The following is a 19336-nucleotide window of genomic DNA, read 5'->3' on the forward strand; positions in this document are numbered from 1 at the left end:
GTGCCCCCGCCGCACCCGTCGCTAGGGTGGGGCGCATGCCCGCCACCCCTGCCGTCGACGTCGTCCCGAGCCCCCCGGACGTGGCCGTCGGCGGCGCCACCGCCGGCGGCGGGCGCCCCCTCGTGCGCGCGCTGTCCCCCCGCTGGCGGCGCGCAGACGCGATCCTCGCCGCGGTGCTCGTGGTGGCCGGCGTCGAGCTGGCCTACCTCTCCGACTTCCTGGGCTCGATGCCGTGGAGGCAGGACGTCGGCTGGGTCGCCCTCGGCGCCGTCGCCCTGGCCCTCCCCCTCGCGTGGCGCCGGCGCTTCCCGGTGGCCGTCGCCGCGGTCGTCTCGCTGACATACTTCGCGGTCTCCACGTGGGTGGGCGTCGAGCTCTACGCCTCGCAGGTGGTGCTGTTCCTCGCCTTCTACACGGTGGGGGCGTGGTGCCCGGACCGGCGGCGCGCGTTCTGGACACGCACCGGGATCGCGGCGGTCATGGCCGTGTGGCTCGCGTGGGTCATGGTGGACGGCTTCAGCGACCCCGAGGTCGGCGAGCGCGGCGTCAACGCGTACTTCGCCATGGCCGGCATCCAGACCCTCGTCAACCTCGCCTACTTCGGCGCGGCGTGGCTCTTCGGGGACCGCGCGTGGCGCCAGGCGCTCGCCCGCCAGGACCTCGAGGCCGCCCATGCGGAGATCCGCGCCCAGCAGGAGCGGCTCGCCGAGCAGGCCGTGTCCCTCGAGCGGCTGCGGATCGCCCGCGAGCTGCACGACGTCGTCGCACACCACGTCACCGCCATGGGCGTGCAGGCCGGCGCGGCACGGCTCACCCTGGCCGCGGACCCCGACGCCGCCGCGCGCCACCTGCACGGCGTCGAGTCCTCCGCCCGCGAGGCGGTCGCCGAGCTCAAGACCATGGTCCACACCCTGCGCGACGACGCCGGCGCACACTCCGCCCTCCCCACCCTCGAGGACCTCGAGGGCCTCGTGGAGGAGGCACGGTCGGCGGGCCAGGACGTGCGCCTCACGCGGATCGGCTCCCCGCCCTCGCTCACCCCGCCCGCCGAGCTCGCCCTGTACCGGGTGGCGCAGGAGGGCCTCACCAACGCGCGCAAGCACGCGGGGCCGCGCGCCGCCGTCGAGGTGCGGCTGCGCACAGAGCCGGACCGCGTGGAGCTCGAGGTCAGCGACGACGGGCGGGGCGCCCGCTCGGCCGGCCTCGCCTCCGGTGCCGGGCTGGGCCTGGTGGGGATGCAGGAGCGCGTCGCGTCGGTGGGCGGCGCGGTGCAGGCCGGACCGAAGGACTCCGGCGGATGGCTCGTGCGGGCCGCGGTGCCCGCCGTGATCGAGGAGGAGACCCCATGACCCTGCGCGTCCTGCTGGTGGACGACCAGCCCCTGATCCGCGTGGGCTTCACCGCGATCCTGCGCTCCCAGCCCGACCTGGAGGTGGTGGGCGAGGCCGGGGACGGGGAGGACGCGCTCCGTCTGGCCGCCGAGACGGACCCCGACGTGATCTGCATGGACGTGCAGATGCCGCGGCTGGACGGCGTGGAGGCCACGCGTCGGCTGGTGGCGGGCGGCACGCGGGCGGCCGTGCCCATCCTCACGACCTTCGACACGGACGAGGCGCTCTTCGCCGCCCTGACGGCCGGGGCCGCGGGCTTCCTGCTGAAGTCGGCCGGGCCGGAGGAGCTGATCGAGGCCGTGCGCGTGCTCGGCCGCGGCGACGCCCTGCTGGACCCCCAGGTCACGCGCCGGGTGCTGCAGCGCATGACCGCCGGGGCCGGGGCGGCGCCGCCCCCGGCGGACGCGGCTCCCGCGGCCCCGGCACCCGCGGACCCCCTGCCCGCCGAGCCTGCGCGCGGCGTCGGGTCCGGAGCCGGGGCTGGGGACGGCGTCGGGCTGACGGCCCGGGAGGCCGAGGTGCTGCGCGCGATGGCCCGCGGGCTCTCCAACGGGGAGATCGCGCGCGAGCTGTTCGTGGGGGAGGCGACCGTGAAGACCCACGTGTCCAACGTGCTCCTGAAGACCGGCGCCCGGGACCGCGTGCACGCGGTGATCTGGGCGTTCGAGCACGGCGTGGCCGGCTGAGCCGGCGATCTCCCCCGGGAGGGGGAGCCGCCGATCTCCGCCGCACGTCGGAGGCGCCCCACCGGCGCGATTCCTAGGCTGAAGCCATGATCACAGTGAACGAGGTGAACAAGTCCTTCGGATCCGCCCCTGTGCTGCAGGACCTGAGCTTCAGCATCCGGCCGGGCCTCATGACGGGCTTCGTGGGCGGCAACGGCGCCGGCAAGACCACCACCATGCGCATCCTGCTCGGCGTCCTCGAGGCCGACTCGGGCCGCATCGAGGTCGACGGCGCCCCCATCACCCGGGACTACCGCGCGGGCATCGGCTACATGCCGGAGGAGCGCGGGCTCTACCCGAAGATGAGCGTCGTGGACCAGCTCGTCTACCTGGGGCGGCTGCACCACATGCGCGGGTCTGACGCCAAGGCGCGGGCCCTCGAGCTGCTCGAGCGCCTGAACCTCGCGGACCGGGCCGGCAGCCGCCTCGAGGAGCTCTCCCTCGGCAACCAGCAGCGCGCGCAGATCGCCGCCGCCCTCATCCACGACCCGGTGGCGCTCGTCCTCGATGAGCCCTTCTCCGGCCTGGACCCGAACGCGGTGGAGACCACGCTCCAGGTGCTTCGCGAGACCGCGGACACCGGCGTGCCCGTCCTGTTCTCCTCGCACCAGCTGGACCTCGTCGAGCGCCTGTGCGACGAGCTGATCATCCTCGCTGGCGGCCGTGTCCGCGCCGCCGGCACCCGCGAGGAGCTGATCGCCTCCCACGCCGAGCCCGAGTGGGAGCTGCACGCCGACGCCGACGCCGGCTGGGTGCGCAGCATTCCCGGCATCGAGGTCTACCACTTCGACGGCGGCCGGGCCCGCTTCCGCGCCGACACCCCGGGGGCCGCCCAGCGCGTCCTCGCCGAGGCCGCCGCCCGCGGCCCGGTGCACCGCTTCGGCCCCGTCACCCGTTCCCTGCACGAGATCTTCACGGAGGTCACCCGATGAGCACGGCACACCCCACAACCACGGACCGCCGCCCCGACGGCGGCCCCGACGGAGCGGGCCGCCCGCAGCCGCGCCGCACCCCGTTCTGGACAGCCGTCGGCACGGTGGCCGCCCGCGAGATGAAGGTGAAGGGCACCTCCAAGGCGTACATCATCACCACGATGATCCTCCTCGCCGTGGCCCTGCTCGCCACCCTCCTGGTGCCGCGCATGGGCGACATGTTCGCGGGGGACGCCACCGGCGTCGCCGTCGTCGACCAGACCGCGCCCGTCGTCGCCGCCCTGGGCGAGGACTACGAGGCGCGGACCCTCGACTCCGTCGCCGAGGCGAGGGCCGCCGTCGAGCGCGGGGACGTCGAGGCGGCCGTGGTGCCGAGCGCCGACGCCCCGGGCGGGCTCGAGGTGCTGGCCATGACGGACGTGCCCACCTCCCTCGTGCAGGCGCTCTCGACGAGCCCCGCCGTCGAGCTGCTGGACCCGTCCGCCCCGAACCCGCTACTGCGGTACTTCATCGCGTTCGGCTTCGGACTGGTGTTCTTCATGGCCGCGATCACGTTCGGTCAGCAGATCGCGGTGTCCGTGATCGAGGAGAAGCAGTCGCGGATCGTGGAGATCCTGCTGGCCGCGGTGCCCGCCCGCGCCATGATGGCCGGCAAGGTGCTCGGCAACGCCGCGATGGCGATCCTGCAGGTCGCGCTGGTCGCCGCCGCCCTGCTGCTGGGCCTGCAGATCAACGGGGAGGTCCTGCCCCTGGACGGCCTGGGCGTGCCGATCCTGTGGTTCGTGCTGCTGTTCAGCATCGGCTTCGTGATGATTGCCGCCCTGTATGCGGCCTCCGCCTCCATGGTGTCCCGGCAGGAGGACATCGGCTCCACGTCCATGCCCGTGATGATGCTGATCATGCTCCCGTACTTCGGGGTGATCTTCTTCAACGACAACCCCGAGGCCCTGCGGATCATGAGCTTCATCCCGTTCTCCGCGCCCGTGGCGGTGCCCCTGCGGATCTTCCTCGAGCAGGGGCAGATGTGGGAGCACGTGCTCGCGCTGGGCATCCTCGTGGTCTCGACCGCCCTGGCCATCTGGCTGGCCGCCGCGATCTACGAGCGCTCCATCCTGCGCACCGGCAGGGCGCTGACCTGGCGGCAGGCCCTGCAGCGCCAGGGCTGAGGGGCCGGGCGCCGTCGTGCCGGTCACCGGGCCGATCCATCGGTGGACCCCGCGCGCCGCCCGCTCGACCTCGCGGCTGCGCAGGCGGGAGGCGGGCACCCCCGCCGCCAGCGCCTGGGCCCGGGTGAAGGGCCGGGACCGCAGGGTCAGGGGGAAGTCGCCGGGCACGCGCATGGTCCTGATCCTGGCTCCCACGACGACGGCAGCCCCGGTTGTCCACAGGCCGGCCGTCGTCGCACCCGACCCGCCATCGTCGTCCCCGCCGCCGACCAGGGCGCGGACCCGGGCGTGTACGGGATCGAGAACGCGGCCCTGGATCGGGAGGGCGTCCTGTGGGCCGCCCTCCAGGACGCGGCGCCGTTGGCCGGGCGCACCCTGCTGCACGTGTGGGGGCCGCGCGGCTGAGGCCCGCCGGCGGCGCACGACGCGCGGCCTCACCCGCTGAGCCCGTACTCCTTCAGCATCTTCCGGGCCTCCTGGGTGCCGGCCCTCTGCAGCTCGAGCAGCTGCGCGTAGATCCCGCCGGACTCGGCCAGCTCGGCCGGGGTCCCGATCTCCTGCACCTGCCCGCCGCGCAGCGTGACGATCCGGTCGACGGACGCGATCGTGCTCAGCCGGTGCGCCACGATCAGGCTCGACCGCCCCACCATCAGGTCCTCGAGGGCCGCCTGCACGAGCCGTTCGGACTTCGTGTCCAGCGCGGAGGTGGCCTCGTCCAGCACCAGGATCGGCGCGTCCTTGAGCACCGCCCGCGCCACCGCGATGCGCTGCTTCTGCCCGCCGGAGAGCCGCAGGCCGCGCTCGCCGATGATCTGCTCGTAGCCGTGGTCGAAGCCCTCCACGAACGAGTCCGCGTACGCCGCCTTCGCCGCGGCGCGCACCCGCTCGTCGGTGGCGTCCGGGTCGGCGTAGGCGATGTTCTCCCGCACGGTCCCGGAGAACAGGAACGGCTCCTGGAACACGGTGGCGATCGAGCCGCGCACCGCGGCCAGGTCCAGCCCCGCGACGTCGTTCCCGAACACCTCGATCCGCCCGTCTCCCACGGGATAGAGCCCCATGAGCAGGTTCGTGATCGTGGACTTGCCGCCGCCGGACTCCCCCACGAATGCGATCTTCTCGCCCACGCCCGCCTCGAAGGTGACGCGGTCGAGCACGGGGCGGGCGGCGTCGTCGTCGTAGGCGAACGTCACGTCCGTGAAGCGGACGGCGGGGACGTCCGCGGGAAGCGGCACTGTCTCGCCCTCGACGACGTCGGCGCGCGCCTCCGCCGGCCCGTTCGGGACAGCACGCACCTCCCCCGCCTCGAGCGCCCGTCCGCCCGCCCGCTCCCGCTCCTCCTCGAGCACGGCGAAGTAGTCCTTCGACCCGGCCACGGCGCGCTGCGCGGAGTCCACGAGGTAGCTCATGGAGAAGATCGGCTGGCGGGCCATGTTCATCAGCTGCAGGAGGATCACCATGTCCCCCACCGAGAACAGCCCCTGCGCCGTCCGCACGAACACGATGAGGTACATCAGCCCGAAGACCACGTTCATGGCGAGCCGGCGCCACGCGTCCATGCCGTGCCAGAACCGGGACTGCGTGCGGGTGAGCCCCACGGTCTTGGTGAACCGCTCGCGGAACCCGGCGAGCTCGTGCTCCTGCCGGTTGTAGGCGCGCACCACGGCCATCTGGGAGACCACCTCGGCGAAGCGTCCCGAGGCGACGTCCACCTCGGTGTTCTTCTCCCCCTCCCACACCTGCCACTTCGTCGAGGTCTTGGCGGTGAGCCACATGTACACGGGGAACACGACGGCCAGCAGGACCGCGAGGGGCCACCAGTAGAACCCCGTGATCACCAGGACCGCGGCGGTGGTGATGAGCATGGTGAACGCGTTGTTCGCGAAGAACTGCAGGAACTGGGTGAGCTCCGTGATGGAGCGGTTCAGCCGGTTGGTGATGCGGCCGGTGAGCGCGGTGTCGAAGTACCGCTGCGGCAGGTGCAGCAGGTGCTCGAAGTACCGCGTGGAGAGGACGGTTCGCATGCGCGCGGCCATCACGTCTCCCCAGTAGCCGCCCACGCTCACCACCGCGGTGGTGGCCACCTCGACGCCGAGGAACGCCAGCGCCAGCCAGGTCACGGCGGTCACGGCCTCCTCCACGGAGGTCCGCCCGGCCACGGCGTCCACGATCCGGTCCGTGGCCGCGCCGATGAGGAACGGGGTGGCGAGGCTGAGCAGCGCGGCCAGCACGGAGCTGACGGCGATGCCGAGGTAGAGCGGGTTCAGCTGGGGCGCGAAGCGCAGGATGCGCAGCAGGGAGGTCACCGGTTCAGGGTAGTGGCGCCCCCGGACGGCACCGGGCGCGCGAGGCCCGACGCGCGGGGGCGTGGGGGCGCGGGCCAGGACGTCTGAACCCGAGACGCGGTCGGGGGCGTCAGAACATCGGGGTCGCGGCGACGGCGGCCAGCACCGGCAGCAGCAGCGGCGCCACCTCGTGCCCGGCGGGCGCGTCCGGCGCGGCGGGGTCCATCCAGTGCAGCTGGACGATCTCCTCCGTGGGCGCGGGCACCTCGTGGCGGGCAATCGGTCGCCACAGCGCGTACACCTCGGCGTGGAGGCGCGCGCCTGGCTCGTTGGCGGCGGCGGTGTCCCACGCGCCCACGTGCGCGAGCTCCCGGGCGTGCAGGCGCAGTCCGGTCTCCTCCGCCACCTCGCGCACGGCGGTGTCCACGGGATCCTCGCCGGGGAGGTGCTTGCCCCCGGGGAACATGAACATCGTGGTCCCGGCCTTGCGGACGGTCAGCACGCGCCGGTCCGGGCGCGCCATCACGACGGCGGCCACGCGGATGGCCTCCCCCGGTGCGTCGGCGGAGGGAGAGGCGGTCATGCCCCCCATTCTGCCCCGTCAGCACACGGCATGCCGTCCATGGGTCCCACTCCCGGAGCGCCTCGCCGCGGGGCGGAGCGGGCTCGAGGACGGGGCGGAGCGGGCTCGAGGACGGGGGGCAGCCTCAGACCGACGTCAGAGCAGGGTCAGCGCCACCTTCGCGGCGATGCCCAGCATGAGCGTGCCCACCACGGCGTCGACGATCCGCCACGTGCGCGGCGAGTTCATGGACGGGGCCAGCTTGGTGCCGCCCCAGCCGAGCACCACGAACCACACCGCGGAGGCCGCGAGCGCGCCGAGGGTGTAGAGCCACTTGTCCGCGCCGTAGGTCTGCGCGAAGGTGCCCATCATGACCACGGTGTCCAGGATCGCGTGCGGATTGAGCAGGGAGACGGACAGGGAGAGCAGGACGATCCGACCGAGGCGGCTCTGGGGCGCCTCGAGCATCACCCGGCGCGGCTCGACCCGCGTCTTGACCGCGACGGCGCCCGCGCCGGCGGGCTGCGGGGCCGGCATCGCGGCGGGGCTCTCGGGGCCGCGCCTCGAGGCGTGGCCCCCGGCGACCGTCCCGGTGCGCGGGTCGATGCGGGGCAGCTCGCCCGTGAGCGTGGCCAGCTCGACGGCGTCCGGCGCGAGCGACGCGTCCACCTCGGCCGCCGCCGCGACGAGCGTGCGCTGGCCCCGGAGGGCGGAGCGGAACGCGGAGACGGCGAACCAGAGCAGGTAGACGACGCCGGACACGGTCAGGGCCGTGACGATCCAGGGGTGGTGCTCGGCCACCACGCCGATGCCCGCGGTGCCCACGGCGAGCAGCGCCACGTCGCTGGCGAAGCACACGCCGAGGGCGACGCCCACGCGGTCCCGTCGCACGATCTGGCGCAGCAGGAAGAGGGTCTGGGCCCCGATCGCGACGATGAGGGCCAGGTAGGTCAGGAATCCGGTGGTGAAGATCGGCACGACCGCGAGGGTAGACCCCGCTCCGCCGTCCGCTCCATCGCAATCTCCTTCAGGATCTGCAGGAATCCTTCAACCGGACGGCCTAGGCTCGGACCCGTGAACTCCGACCATCTGCGAGCTCTGGCCGCCGCCGTCGACCACGGCACCTTCGACGCCGCCGCCGACGCCCTGCGCATCTCCGGCTCCGCGTTCTCCCAGCGCATCAAGACGCTCGAACGCGGGGTGGGCCAGGTGCTGCTGGCCCGCACGGTCCCGGTGCGTCCGACGGCGGCCGGGGAGCGGATGCTGCGGCTCGCGCGGCAGACCCTGGCCCTCGAGGACGAGGCCCTCGCCGCGCTCGGGCACGCGCCCGGCGGCCGCACGACGCTGGCGGTGGCGGTCAACGCGGACTCGCTCGACACGTGGTGGCGTCCGATCATCCGGGAGGCGGCCACCTGGGACGACGTGGTGCTCCACCTCTACAGCGAGGACCAGCAGCACACGGTGGAGCTGCTGCGGGACGGGACGGCCGTGGCGGCGGTGACGGACCGGCCGGAGCCGGTCTCGGGCTGCACGGTGACCCGGATCGGCGCGATGCGCTACCACGCGGTGGCGGCCTCGGTGCTGCTGGACCGGCATCGGGACGCGCGGGGTCGGGTGGACGTGGGGAGCCTGCCGCTCCTGGACTTCGGGCCGCGCGACGGACTGCAGCGCACGGTGCTGCACCGGGCCGTGCGGGGCGGCGGACCGACCCCCACGCCGCCGCACCAACTGCTGCCCTCGGTACAGGCCTACCTGGGCGCGGTGGAGAGCGGGCTGGGGTGGGGCATGCTGCCGGCGGCGCAGGTCCCGGCGAGCGTGCTGGCGGGGACGCACCCGGAGCTGGAGAGCATCCCCGAGCTGGGCACGGCCGAGGTGCCCCTCTACTGGCACAGATGGGCCGCCGGAACCGCGGCGCTCGACCGTCTCTCTGAGACGGTGTCGCGCGCGGCCCCGGCGGCCTAGTGTGCTCGAGGCCTAAGGCCTCGGAGCGTCAGCGGATCCGAGGATCAGCGGAGGTCGTCCGAACCGGGACGCTTGGTGTTCAGCGTGGTGTTGGCGTTGCCGGCGGTGTGACGCACGTCGTCGGTGTCGACGCGGTGGGTCTCGGTGTGGGCCGGACGCACCGTCTCGGTGTGCGCGGGGCGCACGGTCTCGGTGTGCTTCTTGTTGCGGCCGAGCAGACCGGCGAGGCCCAGGAGACCGGCGAGGCCCCAGAGGCCCATGTTGCCGTTGTCGTCCTTCTTCTCCTCCTGCTTGGCGGGAGCCGAGGAAGAGGCGGGGGCCGACGTGGAGGCCGAGGCGGGGGCGGTGCTGCTGGCCATGGCGGCCGGAGCGGCGGCACCGGTCAGGACGGCGGCGCTGAGGGTCAGGGCGGTGGCGGTCTTACGGAACTCCATGGTGAATCTCCTCTCACCGGAGGCGGTCGTTCGCCGCTCCAGCACGTGGGGTCCAGACCCGGGGTGGTCCCCCGGATGTGACCCCGTTTCGATCACTATGAACACACCATAAACAGGCGATCAGGGGGGTCCGTCAACTCCTCATCCCCTGCCGTCAAAGGCGATTCCCGTCACAGGGACCCCCGGAATCCCCCGTCGACACGCGGGGAAGGACCACGTCGAACCGGGTCCGGCCCTCCCCGGATCCGGCGGTCACATCCCCGCCGAGGCCACGGGCGGCGGCCCGCACGATGGGCAGGCCGAGGCCGCTGGAGTGCTCCCCGCCCGCGAGGGGGCCCCCGCCGCGCACGAAGCGGTCGAAGAGCCCCGGACGGATCTCCGGGGGGATGCCCCCGCCGTCATCCTCCACCCGGACGCGCATGGCGGGCGCGCCGCTCACGGGGAGGGCTGCGGGGGCCAGGGAGACCGCGACGGTGGTGCCCGCAGGGGTGTGCCGGCCGGCGTTGGAGAGGAGGTTCCCCACGATCCGGCTCAGTCGGTCCCGGTCGCCGGGCATCCCGCAGGGGGACCCGTCCAGGTCGGGCACCTCGACCTCCCACCGGTGGTCCGGCCACGCGGCGCGCGCATCCATCACGGCGTCCAGCACCACCTCGCAGACGTCCACGGCGCAGTCGTCGCCGTCGCCGTCGCCGTCGAAAGCATCCAGTCCGAGTGCACGGCCGCGGTGTGCGGCCTCCAGGCGCGCGAGCACGAGCATGCCGTCCACGAGGTCTGTCATGCGGTCGGCCTGGTCGAGCACGCGGGCCAGGGATCGCCGCCCGCCCTCCGAGAGGTCCTCCGTGAGCGCGAGCATCTCCGCGTACCCGCGCACCGAGGCGAGCGGGGTGCGCAGCTCATGGGAGGCGTCCGCCACGAACCGGCGCAGCTCCTGCTCCTCGCGGAGCCGCCGCTCCAGGGCGGAGTCCACGGCGCCGACGAGCCGGTCCATCGCCCGGCCCACCACGGCCACCTCGTCCGCGCCCTCGAGGGCGCGGCGCGGGAGGCGGGCGCGCGCGAGGTCCACGCCGCCGCCGGCCAGGTCCATGCGGGCGACGTCGGCGGCCACCTGCGCCACCTCGCCCAGCGGGCGCAGGGTGCGCCGGATCCACCACGAGGCGAGCGCGCCGGTGGCCGCCACCATCAGGGCGACGCCTGCCAGCGTCAGCGCCACGCCGTCGCGCCGTCCCTCCACCAGCTCCTGGGTGGGCAGGCCCACCACCAGCACCTTGTCGCCTGCCAGCCAGGGGGCCGTAGGCTCCAGGCCGCCGGCCTGGAGCTCGTAGGCGACCCCTCCGACGTCCGCGGACACCTGCTCCCCCTGGGCGAGGCCCTGCACCGCGTGCACCACGTCGTGGCGCTCCTCGCTCGTGAGCGTGCGCGGGTGGCCCGAGGGCTCGAGCACGGCGGCCTCGAGAGCCGAGCCGGCGTGATCCGCCAGCTCCGCGCGGGAGACGGTGCCCACCAGGGTCCCCACCGGCTGGGCGAGGCTGCCCGGCCGGTGTCGCCCTGGGCCGTCGGCGCCGTTCGCCCCTGATGACGCCGGGGCGCCGACCACCGGCGGGACCGGCTCGGCGGCGTAGACCTGGGTGGCCGCGCGCTCCCACGCGGCGGAGAGGGAGGTGGCCAGCTGGCGGTCCACCATGCCCTGGGCGGCGAGCATGATGTACGCGGTCCAGATGCTCATGGTGACGAGCAGGATGGCCAGCAGCCCCAGGAGGAGGCGCGTCGCGACGGAGCGGCGGCGACCCCGGAGCATCGAGCGCCCACCCCTCGGGCCGCTCCCCTGGTCCGAGGGGACCGCCGCCTCAGGCGGCAGGGCGGATGACATACCCGGCGCCGCGGACGGTGTGGATCATGGGCTCGCGGCCGGCGTCGATCTTCTTGCGCAGGTAGGAGATGTACAGCTCCACGATGTTCGCGCGGCCGCCGAAGTCGTAGCCCCAGACCTCCTGGAGCAGCCGCTCCTTGGAGAGCACGGTGCGCACGTTGGACATCAGGTGCCGCAGCAGGTTGTACTGCGTGGCGGTCAGCTCGATGAGGTCGCCGCCGCGGGTCACCTCGTGGGTGCGGGTGTTCATCACCAGATCGCCCACCACGAGGACTTCGGCGCCGGCCTCCACGAGCCCTGCGCGCTGCACGAGGCGGTGGGCGCGGATCAGCACCTCCTCCATGGAGAAGGGCTTGGTCACGTAGTCGTCGCCGCCCGCGGCGAGGCCGGAGATCCTGTCCTCGGGGGCGTCCTTGGCGGTGAGGAACATGGCGGGCACCTCGGCCCAGTGCGCGCGCAGGCGGCGCAGCACCTCCAGGCCGTCCATGTCGGGGAGCATCACGTCGAGCATCACCAGGTCCGGCTGGTGGTGGACGCCCAGCTCGACGGCGGTCTCGCCGTCGTGGGCCGTCTTCACCTCCCAGCCGCACAGCCCGAAGCCCATGGCGAGGAGGTCCGCGATCATCGGCTCGTCGTCGACGACGAGGACGCGCACGGGGGCGCCGTCCGGGTGGGACAGCTGGGGGAGCACCTCACGCAGCGCGGCCATCGACATGGGTGCGGCGGGGTTCTGGGCGGAGCTCACGGGGCGGTCCTCACGGGTGATCAGGGAGGGGCGGACGGGTGGGTGGTCGAGCGGACGGCGACGGCGGCCGAAAGGTTTCTGTGTTAATCCTACGGCCGGGTCGCGGATCCAGACCGCCGGGCACACCGTGGCCCTTGGCACAGCCCGCCCCGGGGCGGGCGGCCGGGAGGGCCGAGGTGAGGCCCAGGACGAGGTCAGGCCGACGGCTTCATGGCCCAGTGGATGGCGAGCGTGCCGAACATGTGCAGCCGGTGGCCGATGTTCACGAATCCCGCCTCGGCGAACAGGTCCGCGAGCTGCTCGGGGGTCTTGAACGCGGCGGTGGAGCGGGAGAGGTACTGGTAGGCCTCCGGGGTCTTGGTGATCGCGCGCGCCACCAGGGGCATGACCCGGTGGATGTAGAGGGAGGAGAACGGCTTGACGATGTTCTCCGGCGCCGGTGAGGTCTCCAGGGCCGCCATCCAGCCGCCGGGCCGCAGCACACGGAACTGCTCGGCCAGGGTGGCGGGGATGTCCGCCACATTGCGCAGCAGGTAGCCGTGGGTGAGGGAGTCGAAGGAGTCGTCCTCGAAGGGGAGGTCCATCGCGTCGGCCTCGACCCACTCCACGCGGCCGCCGCCCGGGCGGGCCCGGCCGACCTCCATCATCTCGGGGGCGAAGTCCGCGCCCACCACGGTGGCGTCCGGATGCTGGCGCAGGACCTCCAGGGCGATGTCGCCCGTGCCCGTGGCCAGGTCCAGCACGCGTCCACCCTGGGGCACGTTGGCCCGGGCCACGGTGCGCCTCACGAGGCGGGGCTCCTGGCCCCACGTCATCACGGTGTTCATGAGGTCGTAGCGCCCGGCGATCGAGTCGAACATCGAGGAGACGCGCTCCCCGTGGTCCGGGGTGCGGCCGTCGGCAGGGCGCGGGACGGGGGTGGTGGGATCGCTCACCCCACCACGGTAGCGCGCGGGGCGGACACCGGGGCGCGGCGCCGGGCGGTGGCGCATGGCTGGGCGCGTGGGATGCGACGACGGCAGGGCATCCCGCACACCGCAGTCCGGCCGAGGGCTGAATCCTTGCCGGGCCCGCACCCGCCAGGCCTAGCGTGGGCTCCAGACCCATCCGATGCAGGAACGAAGGAAAACCTCATGTCGAACGTGCTCATCCTCGGCGGCCACGGCAAGGTGGCCCTGCTGGCCGCCCCGCTGCTCGCCGCCGCCGACCACACCGTCACCTCAGCCATCCGCGACGCCGCCCAGAGCGCCGACGTCAAGCAGGCCGGGGCCACCCCCCTCGTGCTGGACATCGAGCACGCGGGCGTGGACGAGCTCACCGAGGCCTTCCGGGGGCAGGACGCGATCGTCTTCTCCGCCGGCGCCGGCGGCGGCTCCCCCGAGCGCACCCGCGCCGTGGACCACGACGCCGCCGTCGCGAGCATGCGCGCCGCCAAGGCCGCGGGCGTGCGGCGCTACGTGATGGTCTCCTACCTCGGCGCCTCGCTGGAGCACGGCCTGCCCGAGGACGACGACTTCTTCCCCTACGCCCAGGCGAAGGCCGAGGCGGACGCCGCGCTGCAGGAGACCGATCTGGACTGGACCATCCTCGGCCCCGCCGCGCTCACCCTCGTGGAGCCCACCGGCCGCATCACGGTGGACCCGGACCTCGACGCCCCGGACGCCCCGAGGGGCGAGGTCTCCCGCGGGAACGTGGCCCGCGTGATCGCGGCCGTGCTCGAGGACCCGTCCACGGTGCGCACGCGGATCGAGTTCGTGGACGGCGACACCCCGATCACCGAGGCGGTCGAGGCGGCCTGAGGCCCTTGACGCGCCCCGCCCCGTGTGCCCGAATGGGCGCATGGGCCAGTACCTGATCACCGTGTGGCACGCGCCGGGCATCCACGCCACCGGCGCCGCGTACCAGTCCCCCGAGGAGATGCAGATCGCGCACGAGCGCGTCAGCGCCTACAACGCCATGCTCCAGAACGCCGGCGCCTTCGTGGGCGCGGGCGGCCTGATGCCCCCGGAGGAGGCGCTCGTGGTCGACGCCACCGCCGCGGAGGGGCCGGAGAAGACGAGCACCGCGGCCGAGGTGCGCGGCGGCACCCTCGCCCGGGGAGACCTGCAGATGGGCGGGTTCTGGATCGTCGAGGCCCCGGACGACGCCGGCGCCCGCACCTACGCCGCCGAGGCCTCCTTCGCGTGCGGGCAGCCCGTGGAGCTGCGCCGCCTCCAGGGCTGACGCGGGTGCGCCAGGGCGCTCCGGAGGGCGGGCCCTCGCTCTGCGAGGTCCCCGAGCTGGCCGATGGCGAGCTCGCCCTCCACGCCGCCGACGGCCGCCACGCGCGCGGCCTCGGCGCGCTCATGCGTGACGTCGAGGTGCAGGTGCTCACCGGCTCCGTCTCCTCCACGGCCGAGGCCGAGGCGCTGGCCCGCGGCGAGGCCGAGCCGGACCTGAGCCCCGCCCAGCTGAGGGCGGTCTACGACCGCTGGGCGGGGGCTGAGGACCGCGCGGTCTGGGCCATCGAGGTGGACGGCGCGGTGGTGGGCGAGGTCCTCCTGCTGGACCTGGACGCGGAGAACCGGGCGTGCGGGATGCGCCTGTGGCTCGCCCGGGAGCGGGACCGCGGGATCGGGACGCGGGCGCTGCGCCTCGTCCTGGACCACGCGTTCGGCACCGTGGGACTGCACCGGGTGGGCCTCGAGGTGTACGCCCACAACCCACGCGCGGTCCACGTCTACAGGAAGCTGGGCTTCGTGCTCGAGGGGACGCTCCGCGAGGCCCTGCTGCTGGACGGGCGCTGGGTGGACTGCCACGTCATGGGGCTCCTGCACCACGAGTGGGCGACGGCACGGACGGCGTGACGCACCGCTCAGGCCGGCGTGAGGCGCCGGTCGAGGTCGCCGAGCATCCCCATGAAGCCGGTGAAGCCGGTGAGGATCCCCACCAGCACGAGCCCGACGGTGCGGGAGCCGAGGCGCGGCACGTCCAGGAACGGATAGGGGTACCAGTCGATCCGCCGCCCGCGCGTCATGGTCATGGCGGCCCACAGCAGGGGGATCACGGAGGCGAGGCCGGCCCGGCGGTGCGTGATCTGCCCACGGGGGTCGAAGAGCGCCCACACGGCGGGGGCGAGCACGGGGTTCACCACGTGCTGCAGCGTGTCGTTGACGCGGTAGAGCGCGGTGTCCTCCTCGTGGCCGCGCAGCACGGCGTTGTACACGATGCCCGTGACCATCACGGAGCCCAGCCCCGCGGTGCGCAGGGCCCAGAACGCGTCCGACGTCGGCGCCGTGTCCCGCGCCGCGAGCGTCAGGGAGGTGCCGGCCACGAGCGCGTTGGACAGCCATGTGAAGTAGGCCGGCTGGTTCAGGGCGTGCGCCCACCCGGCGGAGAAGCCGCCCTGGTAGCCCACGCCCGGGATGACCATGGTCGCCTTCCTGGCCCCGATGGAGAACGAGGTGAGGCACCCGACGGCGGGCAGCACGCCGGCGCTCCACCACGCCAGACGCGCGACCGGGCGCGGCGCGACGGCCGCCGTGCGGCGATGACGACGCAGGCGGTGCAGGGAGGAGGGCAGGCTGACGCGGGGGGTGGGAAGGGGCATGGGGGACCTCGCATGAGAACGCGGTGGCGGGACGGAGGAATCCCCCAGTGTTGCATGAACGGAAGATGAACGGAAGTCGTCGAGAGGAAGAACGCACGCGCGGGGGCGACCGCCCCCGCGCGCACCCCGCCCTCAGACCTCGGCGAGGACCCCGTCCGGATCGTCGATCCGCACGCGGACGCCGTCGGCCTCGAGGCGGTGCACGCCCTCCGCCATGAGCCGCCGCCCCACCTCGGTCACCCGGTCCACCCGCTCGAGGTTCAGCACGACCTCCTCGATGGCCCCGTCCTCCTCGCCGGCCGCCACCGCGTCCTCCAGGGCGCCCCGGCCGACGGCGGTGCACGCCGCCACATCCGGGTGCTCATCCCCGTCCCAGGACCAGCCCCGCTGCCGGCGCTCGCCCGTGCCGAGGTCCGCGAGCGCCGAGACCACGGCGTCCGCGCCGCCGAAGCGGATGACGCCCTGCAGGTGCAGGCGCACGCTGGCGCCCTCGCGGCTGACGTGGCGCACCACGGTGCCGCCCAGGGCGTCGGCCTCCATGATGTGCAGGTTCAGGTCCTCGGACATGCGGCGGCACACCCGCACGCCGCGCAGCGAGCTGCCGTGGGCGTCCAGGCGGGGGGAGAACACGCCGATCCCCACCTGTCCGGGCAGGGCGCCGAGCACGCCCCCGGCCACGCCGGACTTCGCCGGGATCCCCACGTCCACGAGCCACTGCCCGGCGTCGTCGTACATCCCGGAGGAGCTCATGACGGAGAGGACCTGGCGGGCCACGCGCGCCGCGATGACCCGCTCGCCGGTGAGCGGGTGGAGGCCGCCCGCGGCGAGGCACGCGCCCATGAGGGCGAGGTCGCGGGCGGTCACGAGGACGGAGCACTGCGCGATGTACCCGGCGACCACGTCCTCGGCACGGTCCTGGATGATGCCGTGGCTGCGCATCATGTGGCCGAGGGAGAGGTTGCGGTCCGCGGTGGCCAGCTCGGCCTCGTAGGACTCCTGGTCCACCCGCAGTGGCCGGCCGGCGAGCGCGGAGAGCAGGGAGACGAGCCGGTCGATCCGCTCCTGCGGGCGCGCGTCCGGCCCCACGAGGAGCTGGTGCACGGCGATGGCGCCGGCGTTGATCATGGCGTTGTCCGGGCGGTGGGACTCCGCCTCGAGGGAGAGCTCGTTGAACGCCTCCCCGGAGGGGTTCAGGGCCACGCGGGCGTCCACCTCGGCGCGGCCGCGGTCCATGAGGGCGGCCGCGTACCCGAACGGCTTGGAGACGGACTGGATGGTGAACTCCGTCTCGTCGTCGCCGGCGGAGTAGAGGTGCCCCGTGACGGTGGCGAGGGCGATGCCCAGCCGGTCCGGGTCCGCGGTGGCCAGCGTGGGGATGTACTGCGCGAGCTCGCCCTCGTTGGAGTCCCGGAGGGAGTCGTGGAGGGAGCGCAGGTAGTCCTGGATCGGGTGACGCATCAGCGGGCCTCCCACCACATGCCGGTGAGGTCCTCGGTGCCGAACGCCCGCACGGGCTCGATCTCGGCGAACCCGAGGCGCGCGTAGAACGGCACGTTGGCCCGGGTGGAGGACTCGAGGTAGATCCCGGTGCCGTCCGCGCGCCGCTGCCGGTGGCGCACGAGGGCGCTCGCCGCGCCCCGGCCTCGGGCCGCGGGAAGGGTCCCGAGGTCCGCGAGGTACCAGTGCGGGACCGTCGGGCGGGCGCGCTCGCACGCGGCCACGGTGAGCGCCATGTCCAGCGCGTGGGCGCCGTGCACGCGCAGCAGGCCGGGCACGGAGGCGACGGCGGCCGGCACGGTGGTGCCGCGCGGCGCGTCCGGCGCCCCCCACAGGGCGGCGGCGAGGACCGTGCCGTCCGCGGGGTCCACGGCGACGTCGACCGCGCCGGGCACCCGCCCGTCGGGCCCGGGAGACAGGGCGTCCCGCACCGCACCGGAGAACTTGCGGGTCAGCCGCTCGACCCTCCGGTCCGCGGGGAGGAAGGAGACCGTGTAGGGGTCGGTGACGAAGGACTCGGCGAGGACGGACGCCACCCGGCGCACGGTGCTCCCGCGCAGCGCGTCCGGCCGCAGGGTCACCACCTGCACGCGGGCGCGGTCGAGGGCCGGGGAGGGGTCCGGGGAGGTCATGGCCGCCAGTCTAGGGACCGCGGCGCCGTCGCGGCCCGGCGTCACCGGCGCGCGGGGGCCGACGTGATCGGGGACACTGGGGGCCATGACGACGACCCCCGATGTGCTCGCCCTGCTCGAACGGGAGCTGCCCGGCCGCGTGGACACCGCGGCGGAGGCCCTCGAGGCCGCCCGCACCGACCGCTCCGGCCACCGCTCCCCCGCCGCCCCGCTCGCCGTGGTGCGCGCCGGCCGCGTGGGGGACGTGCAGGCCGCGTGCCGGATCGCCCACGCCACGCGGACCCCGCTCGTGACCCGCGGGGCAGGCACGGGGCTGGCCGGGGGCGCCGTCGCCGGGGCGGGCGAGATCGTGCTGGACGTCAGGGCGATGGACCGGATCCTCGAGGTCTCCCCCGCGGACCGCGTCGCCGTCGTCGAGCCCGGGATCCTCAACGGCGCGCTCAACGCGCGCCTGGCCGAGCACGGGCTGTGGTGGGCGCCCGACCCGGCCTCGAAGGACATCTCCACCGTGGGCGGCAACATCGCGATGAACGCGGGCGGGCTGCTGTGCGCCAAGTACGGCGTCACGCGTGAGGCGGTGCTGGGGCTGGACGTGGTGCTCGCCGACGGCACGCTCCTGCGCCTCGGCCACCGCACGGTCAAGGGCGTCACGGGCTACGACCTCACCGCCCTGCTGATCGGCTCGGAGGGCACCCTCGGCGTGATCGTGGGCGCCACGCTCGCGCTGCGCCCGCTCGTGCGGGGCGCCCAGGTGACCCTGGGCGGGTTCTTCTCCGACGTCGTCGCCGCCGCGGCCGCCGCCCAGTCCGTCACGGGCGCGGGCCACGTGCCGGCCCTGATGGAGCTCATTGACGAGGCCACGCTCGCGGCGGTGCGCGCGTACGTCGGCCCGGAGCTGGGCGCGGCGCTGCCCGAGCGCGGCGCGTTCCTGCTGGTGCAGGCCGACGGCGCGGGGGCGGCCGAGGACGGCGCCGCGATGGCGGCCCTGATGGAGGCGGCCGGCGGCGCGGTGACCGCCACCGCGGACCCCAGGGAGGCGGAGGCGCTCATGGCCCTGCGCCGCAGCGCGTTCCCCGCCCTCGAGGCGCTCGGCACCCCGCTCGTGGAGGACGTCGCGGTGCCGCGCAGCCGCATGGCGGAGATGTTCGCGCGGATCCGGGAGATCGAGGCGCGCACGGGCGTCGCCATCCCGACGTCGGCCCACGCCGGGGACGGAAACCTGCACCCGGTGCTGGTGTTCGGCTCGGCGGGCGAGGTGGGCGGCGAGGCCGGCACCGCGATCCCGGAGGCCGTGTGGGAGGCGGCGGGCGAGCTGTTCGCCGCCGGACTGGAGCTGGGCGGCACCCTGACCGGAGAGCACGGCGTGGGCCTGCTCAAGCGGGCGTTCCTGAAGGACGAGCTCGGGGAGGCCCAGCACGCGCTGCAGGAGCGGATCAAGGCCGTCTTCGACCCGCACGGGATCCTCAACCCGGGCAAGATGTTCACGCCGGACGCGGCCTGACGGGGCCCGGGCGGCGGCTGTGGAGATCCCAGGGCCCTCCAAGGCGACGGC

19 protein-coding genes are annotated in these 19336 nt (G+C 74.3%); 9 read left to right on the forward strand and 10 right to left on the reverse strand.

Annotated features, from left to right (window positions below):
- Positions 1–35: 35 nt before the first annotated feature.
- From KZX60_RS04095 to KZX60_RS04110, 4 genes are all read left to right on the forward strand, one after another.
- Positions 36–1349, forward strand: a complete 1314-nt coding sequence (locus KZX60_RS04095; protein WP_248115760.1) for a sensor histidine kinase — start codon at positions 36–38, stop codon at positions 1347–1349.
- The gene (locus KZX60_RS04100) at positions 1346–2077 is read left to right on the forward strand and encodes a response regulator transcription factor (RefSeq protein WP_248115761.1); all 732 of its coding nucleotides are present in this window, start codon (positions 1346–1348) and stop codon (positions 2075–2077) included. The genes KZX60_RS04095 and KZX60_RS04100 overlap by 4 nt, the downstream gene beginning before the upstream one ends.
- Before the next feature lie 86 nt (positions 2078–2163).
- A complete protein-coding gene (locus tag KZX60_RS04105; protein ID WP_248115762.1) occupies positions 2164–3048 on the forward strand; it encodes an ATP-binding cassette domain-containing protein in 885 nt (294 codons plus the stop codon).
- Complete coding sequence (locus tag KZX60_RS04110) at positions 3045–4214, forward strand: ABC transporter permease (RefSeq protein ID WP_248115763.1); 1170 nt, start codon at positions 3045–3047, stop codon at positions 4212–4214. The genes KZX60_RS04105 and KZX60_RS04110 overlap by 4 nt, the downstream gene beginning before the upstream one ends.
- A gap of 434 nt (positions 4215–4648) precedes the next feature.
- On the opposite strand, the gene KZX60_RS04115 is transcribed toward KZX60_RS04110, so the two are convergent.
- The 3 genes from KZX60_RS04115 to KZX60_RS04125 all read right to left on the reverse strand — a co-directional run bounded on the left by KZX60_RS04115 (position 4649) and on the right by KZX60_RS04125 (position 8036).
- Positions 4649–6517: an ABC transporter ATP-binding protein gene (locus KZX60_RS04115; protein WP_248115764.1), complete on the reverse strand. Its 1869-nt coding sequence runs from the start codon at positions 6515–6517 to the stop codon at positions 4649–4651.
- Positions 6518–6626: 109 nt separating this feature from the next.
- On the reverse strand, positions 6627–7079 hold the full coding sequence (locus KZX60_RS04120) for an NUDIX domain-containing protein (RefSeq protein WP_248115765.1): 453 nt from the start codon (positions 7077–7079) through the stop codon (positions 6627–6629).
- 135 nt (positions 7080–7214) lie between these two features.
- Positions 7215–8036, reverse strand: a complete 822-nt coding sequence (locus tag KZX60_RS04125; protein ID WP_248115766.1) for a LysE family transporter — start codon at positions 8034–8036, stop codon at positions 7215–7217.
- Between the two features lie 96 nt (positions 8037–8132).
- On the opposite strand from KZX60_RS04125, the gene KZX60_RS04130 reads away from it, so the two are divergent.
- Positions 8133–9020, forward strand: coding sequence for an ArgP/LysG family DNA-binding transcriptional regulator (locus KZX60_RS04130; protein ID WP_248115767.1), 888 nt, complete (start codon positions 8133–8135; stop codon positions 9018–9020).
- 44 nt (positions 9021–9064) lie between these two features.
- Here KZX60_RS04130 and KZX60_RS04135 read toward each other — a convergent pair whose 3' ends face one another.
- From KZX60_RS04135 to KZX60_RS04150, 4 genes are all read right to left on the reverse strand, one after another.
- Positions 9065–9454, reverse strand: coding sequence for a WGxxGxxG family protein (locus KZX60_RS04135; RefSeq protein WP_248115768.1), 390 nt, complete (start codon positions 9452–9454; stop codon positions 9065–9067).
- 154 nt (positions 9455–9608) lie between these two features.
- Complete coding sequence (locus KZX60_RS04140; protein ID WP_248115769.1) at positions 9609–11249, reverse strand: HAMP domain-containing sensor histidine kinase; 1641 nt, start codon at positions 11247–11249, stop codon at positions 9609–9611.
- A gap of 49 nt (positions 11250–11298) precedes the next feature.
- The gene (locus KZX60_RS04145) at positions 11299–12030 is read right to left on the reverse strand and encodes a response regulator transcription factor (RefSeq protein ID WP_248115866.1); all 732 of its coding nucleotides are present in this window, start codon (positions 12028–12030) and stop codon (positions 11299–11301) included.
- Positions 12031–12260: 230 nt separating this feature from the next.
- Entirely contained in the window at positions 12261–13001 is a 741-nt protein-coding gene (locus KZX60_RS04150) for a ubiquinone/menaquinone biosynthesis methyltransferase (RefSeq protein ID WP_248115770.1), read from the reverse strand.
- A gap of 198 nt (positions 13002–13199) precedes the next feature.
- Between KZX60_RS04150 and KZX60_RS04155 the strand changes: the two genes are divergently transcribed.
- Genes KZX60_RS04155 through KZX60_RS04165 form a run of 3 tightly spaced genes read left to right on the forward strand, consistent with a single transcriptional unit; the run spans position 13200 to position 14912 of the window.
- Positions 13200–13865: an NAD(P)H-binding protein gene (locus KZX60_RS04155; RefSeq protein WP_248115771.1), complete on the forward strand. Its 666-nt coding sequence runs from the start codon at positions 13200–13202 to the stop codon at positions 13863–13865.
- Between the two features lie 40 nt (positions 13866–13905).
- Positions 13906–14289, forward strand: coding sequence for a hypothetical protein (locus tag KZX60_RS04160; RefSeq protein ID WP_248115772.1), 384 nt, complete (start codon positions 13906–13908; stop codon positions 14287–14289).
- A 5-nt stretch (positions 14290–14294) separates the two neighbouring features.
- The gene (locus tag KZX60_RS04165; protein WP_248115773.1) at positions 14295–14912 is read left to right on the forward strand and encodes a GNAT family protein; all 618 of its coding nucleotides are present in this window, start codon (positions 14295–14297) and stop codon (positions 14910–14912) included.
- 8 nt (positions 14913–14920) lie between these two features.
- On the opposite strand, the gene KZX60_RS04170 is transcribed toward KZX60_RS04165, so the two are convergent.
- The 3 genes from KZX60_RS04170 to KZX60_RS04180 all read right to left on the reverse strand — a co-directional run bounded on the left by KZX60_RS04170 (position 14921) and on the right by KZX60_RS04180 (position 17784).
- Positions 14921–15655, reverse strand: a complete 735-nt coding sequence (locus tag KZX60_RS04170; protein WP_248115774.1) for a Pr6Pr family membrane protein — start codon at positions 15653–15655, stop codon at positions 14921–14923.
- A 132-nt stretch (positions 15656–15787) separates the two neighbouring features.
- On the reverse strand, positions 15788–17113 hold the full coding sequence (gene glsA / locus KZX60_RS04175; protein ID WP_248115775.1) for a glutaminase A: 1326 nt from the start codon (positions 17111–17113) through the stop codon (positions 15788–15790).
- Positions 17113–17784, reverse strand: a complete 672-nt coding sequence (locus KZX60_RS04180) for a GNAT family N-acetyltransferase (RefSeq protein ID WP_248115776.1) — start codon at positions 17782–17784, stop codon at positions 17113–17115. Before KZX60_RS04180 ends, glsA begins: the two co-directional genes overlap by 1 nt.
- Positions 17785–17869: 85 nt before the next feature.
- Between KZX60_RS04180 and KZX60_RS04185 the strand changes: the two genes are divergently transcribed.
- Positions 17870–19285: an FAD-linked oxidase C-terminal domain-containing protein gene (locus tag KZX60_RS04185; protein ID WP_248115777.1), complete on the forward strand. Its 1416-nt coding sequence runs from the start codon at positions 17870–17872 to the stop codon at positions 19283–19285.
- Positions 19286–19336 lie beyond the last annotated feature (51 nt).

Origin of the sequence: Micrococcus sp. EYE_212, from assembly GCF_023147585.1 — a bacterium.
Taxonomy (GTDB): domain Bacteria; phylum Actinomycetota; class Actinomycetes; order Actinomycetales; family Micrococcaceae; genus Micrococcus.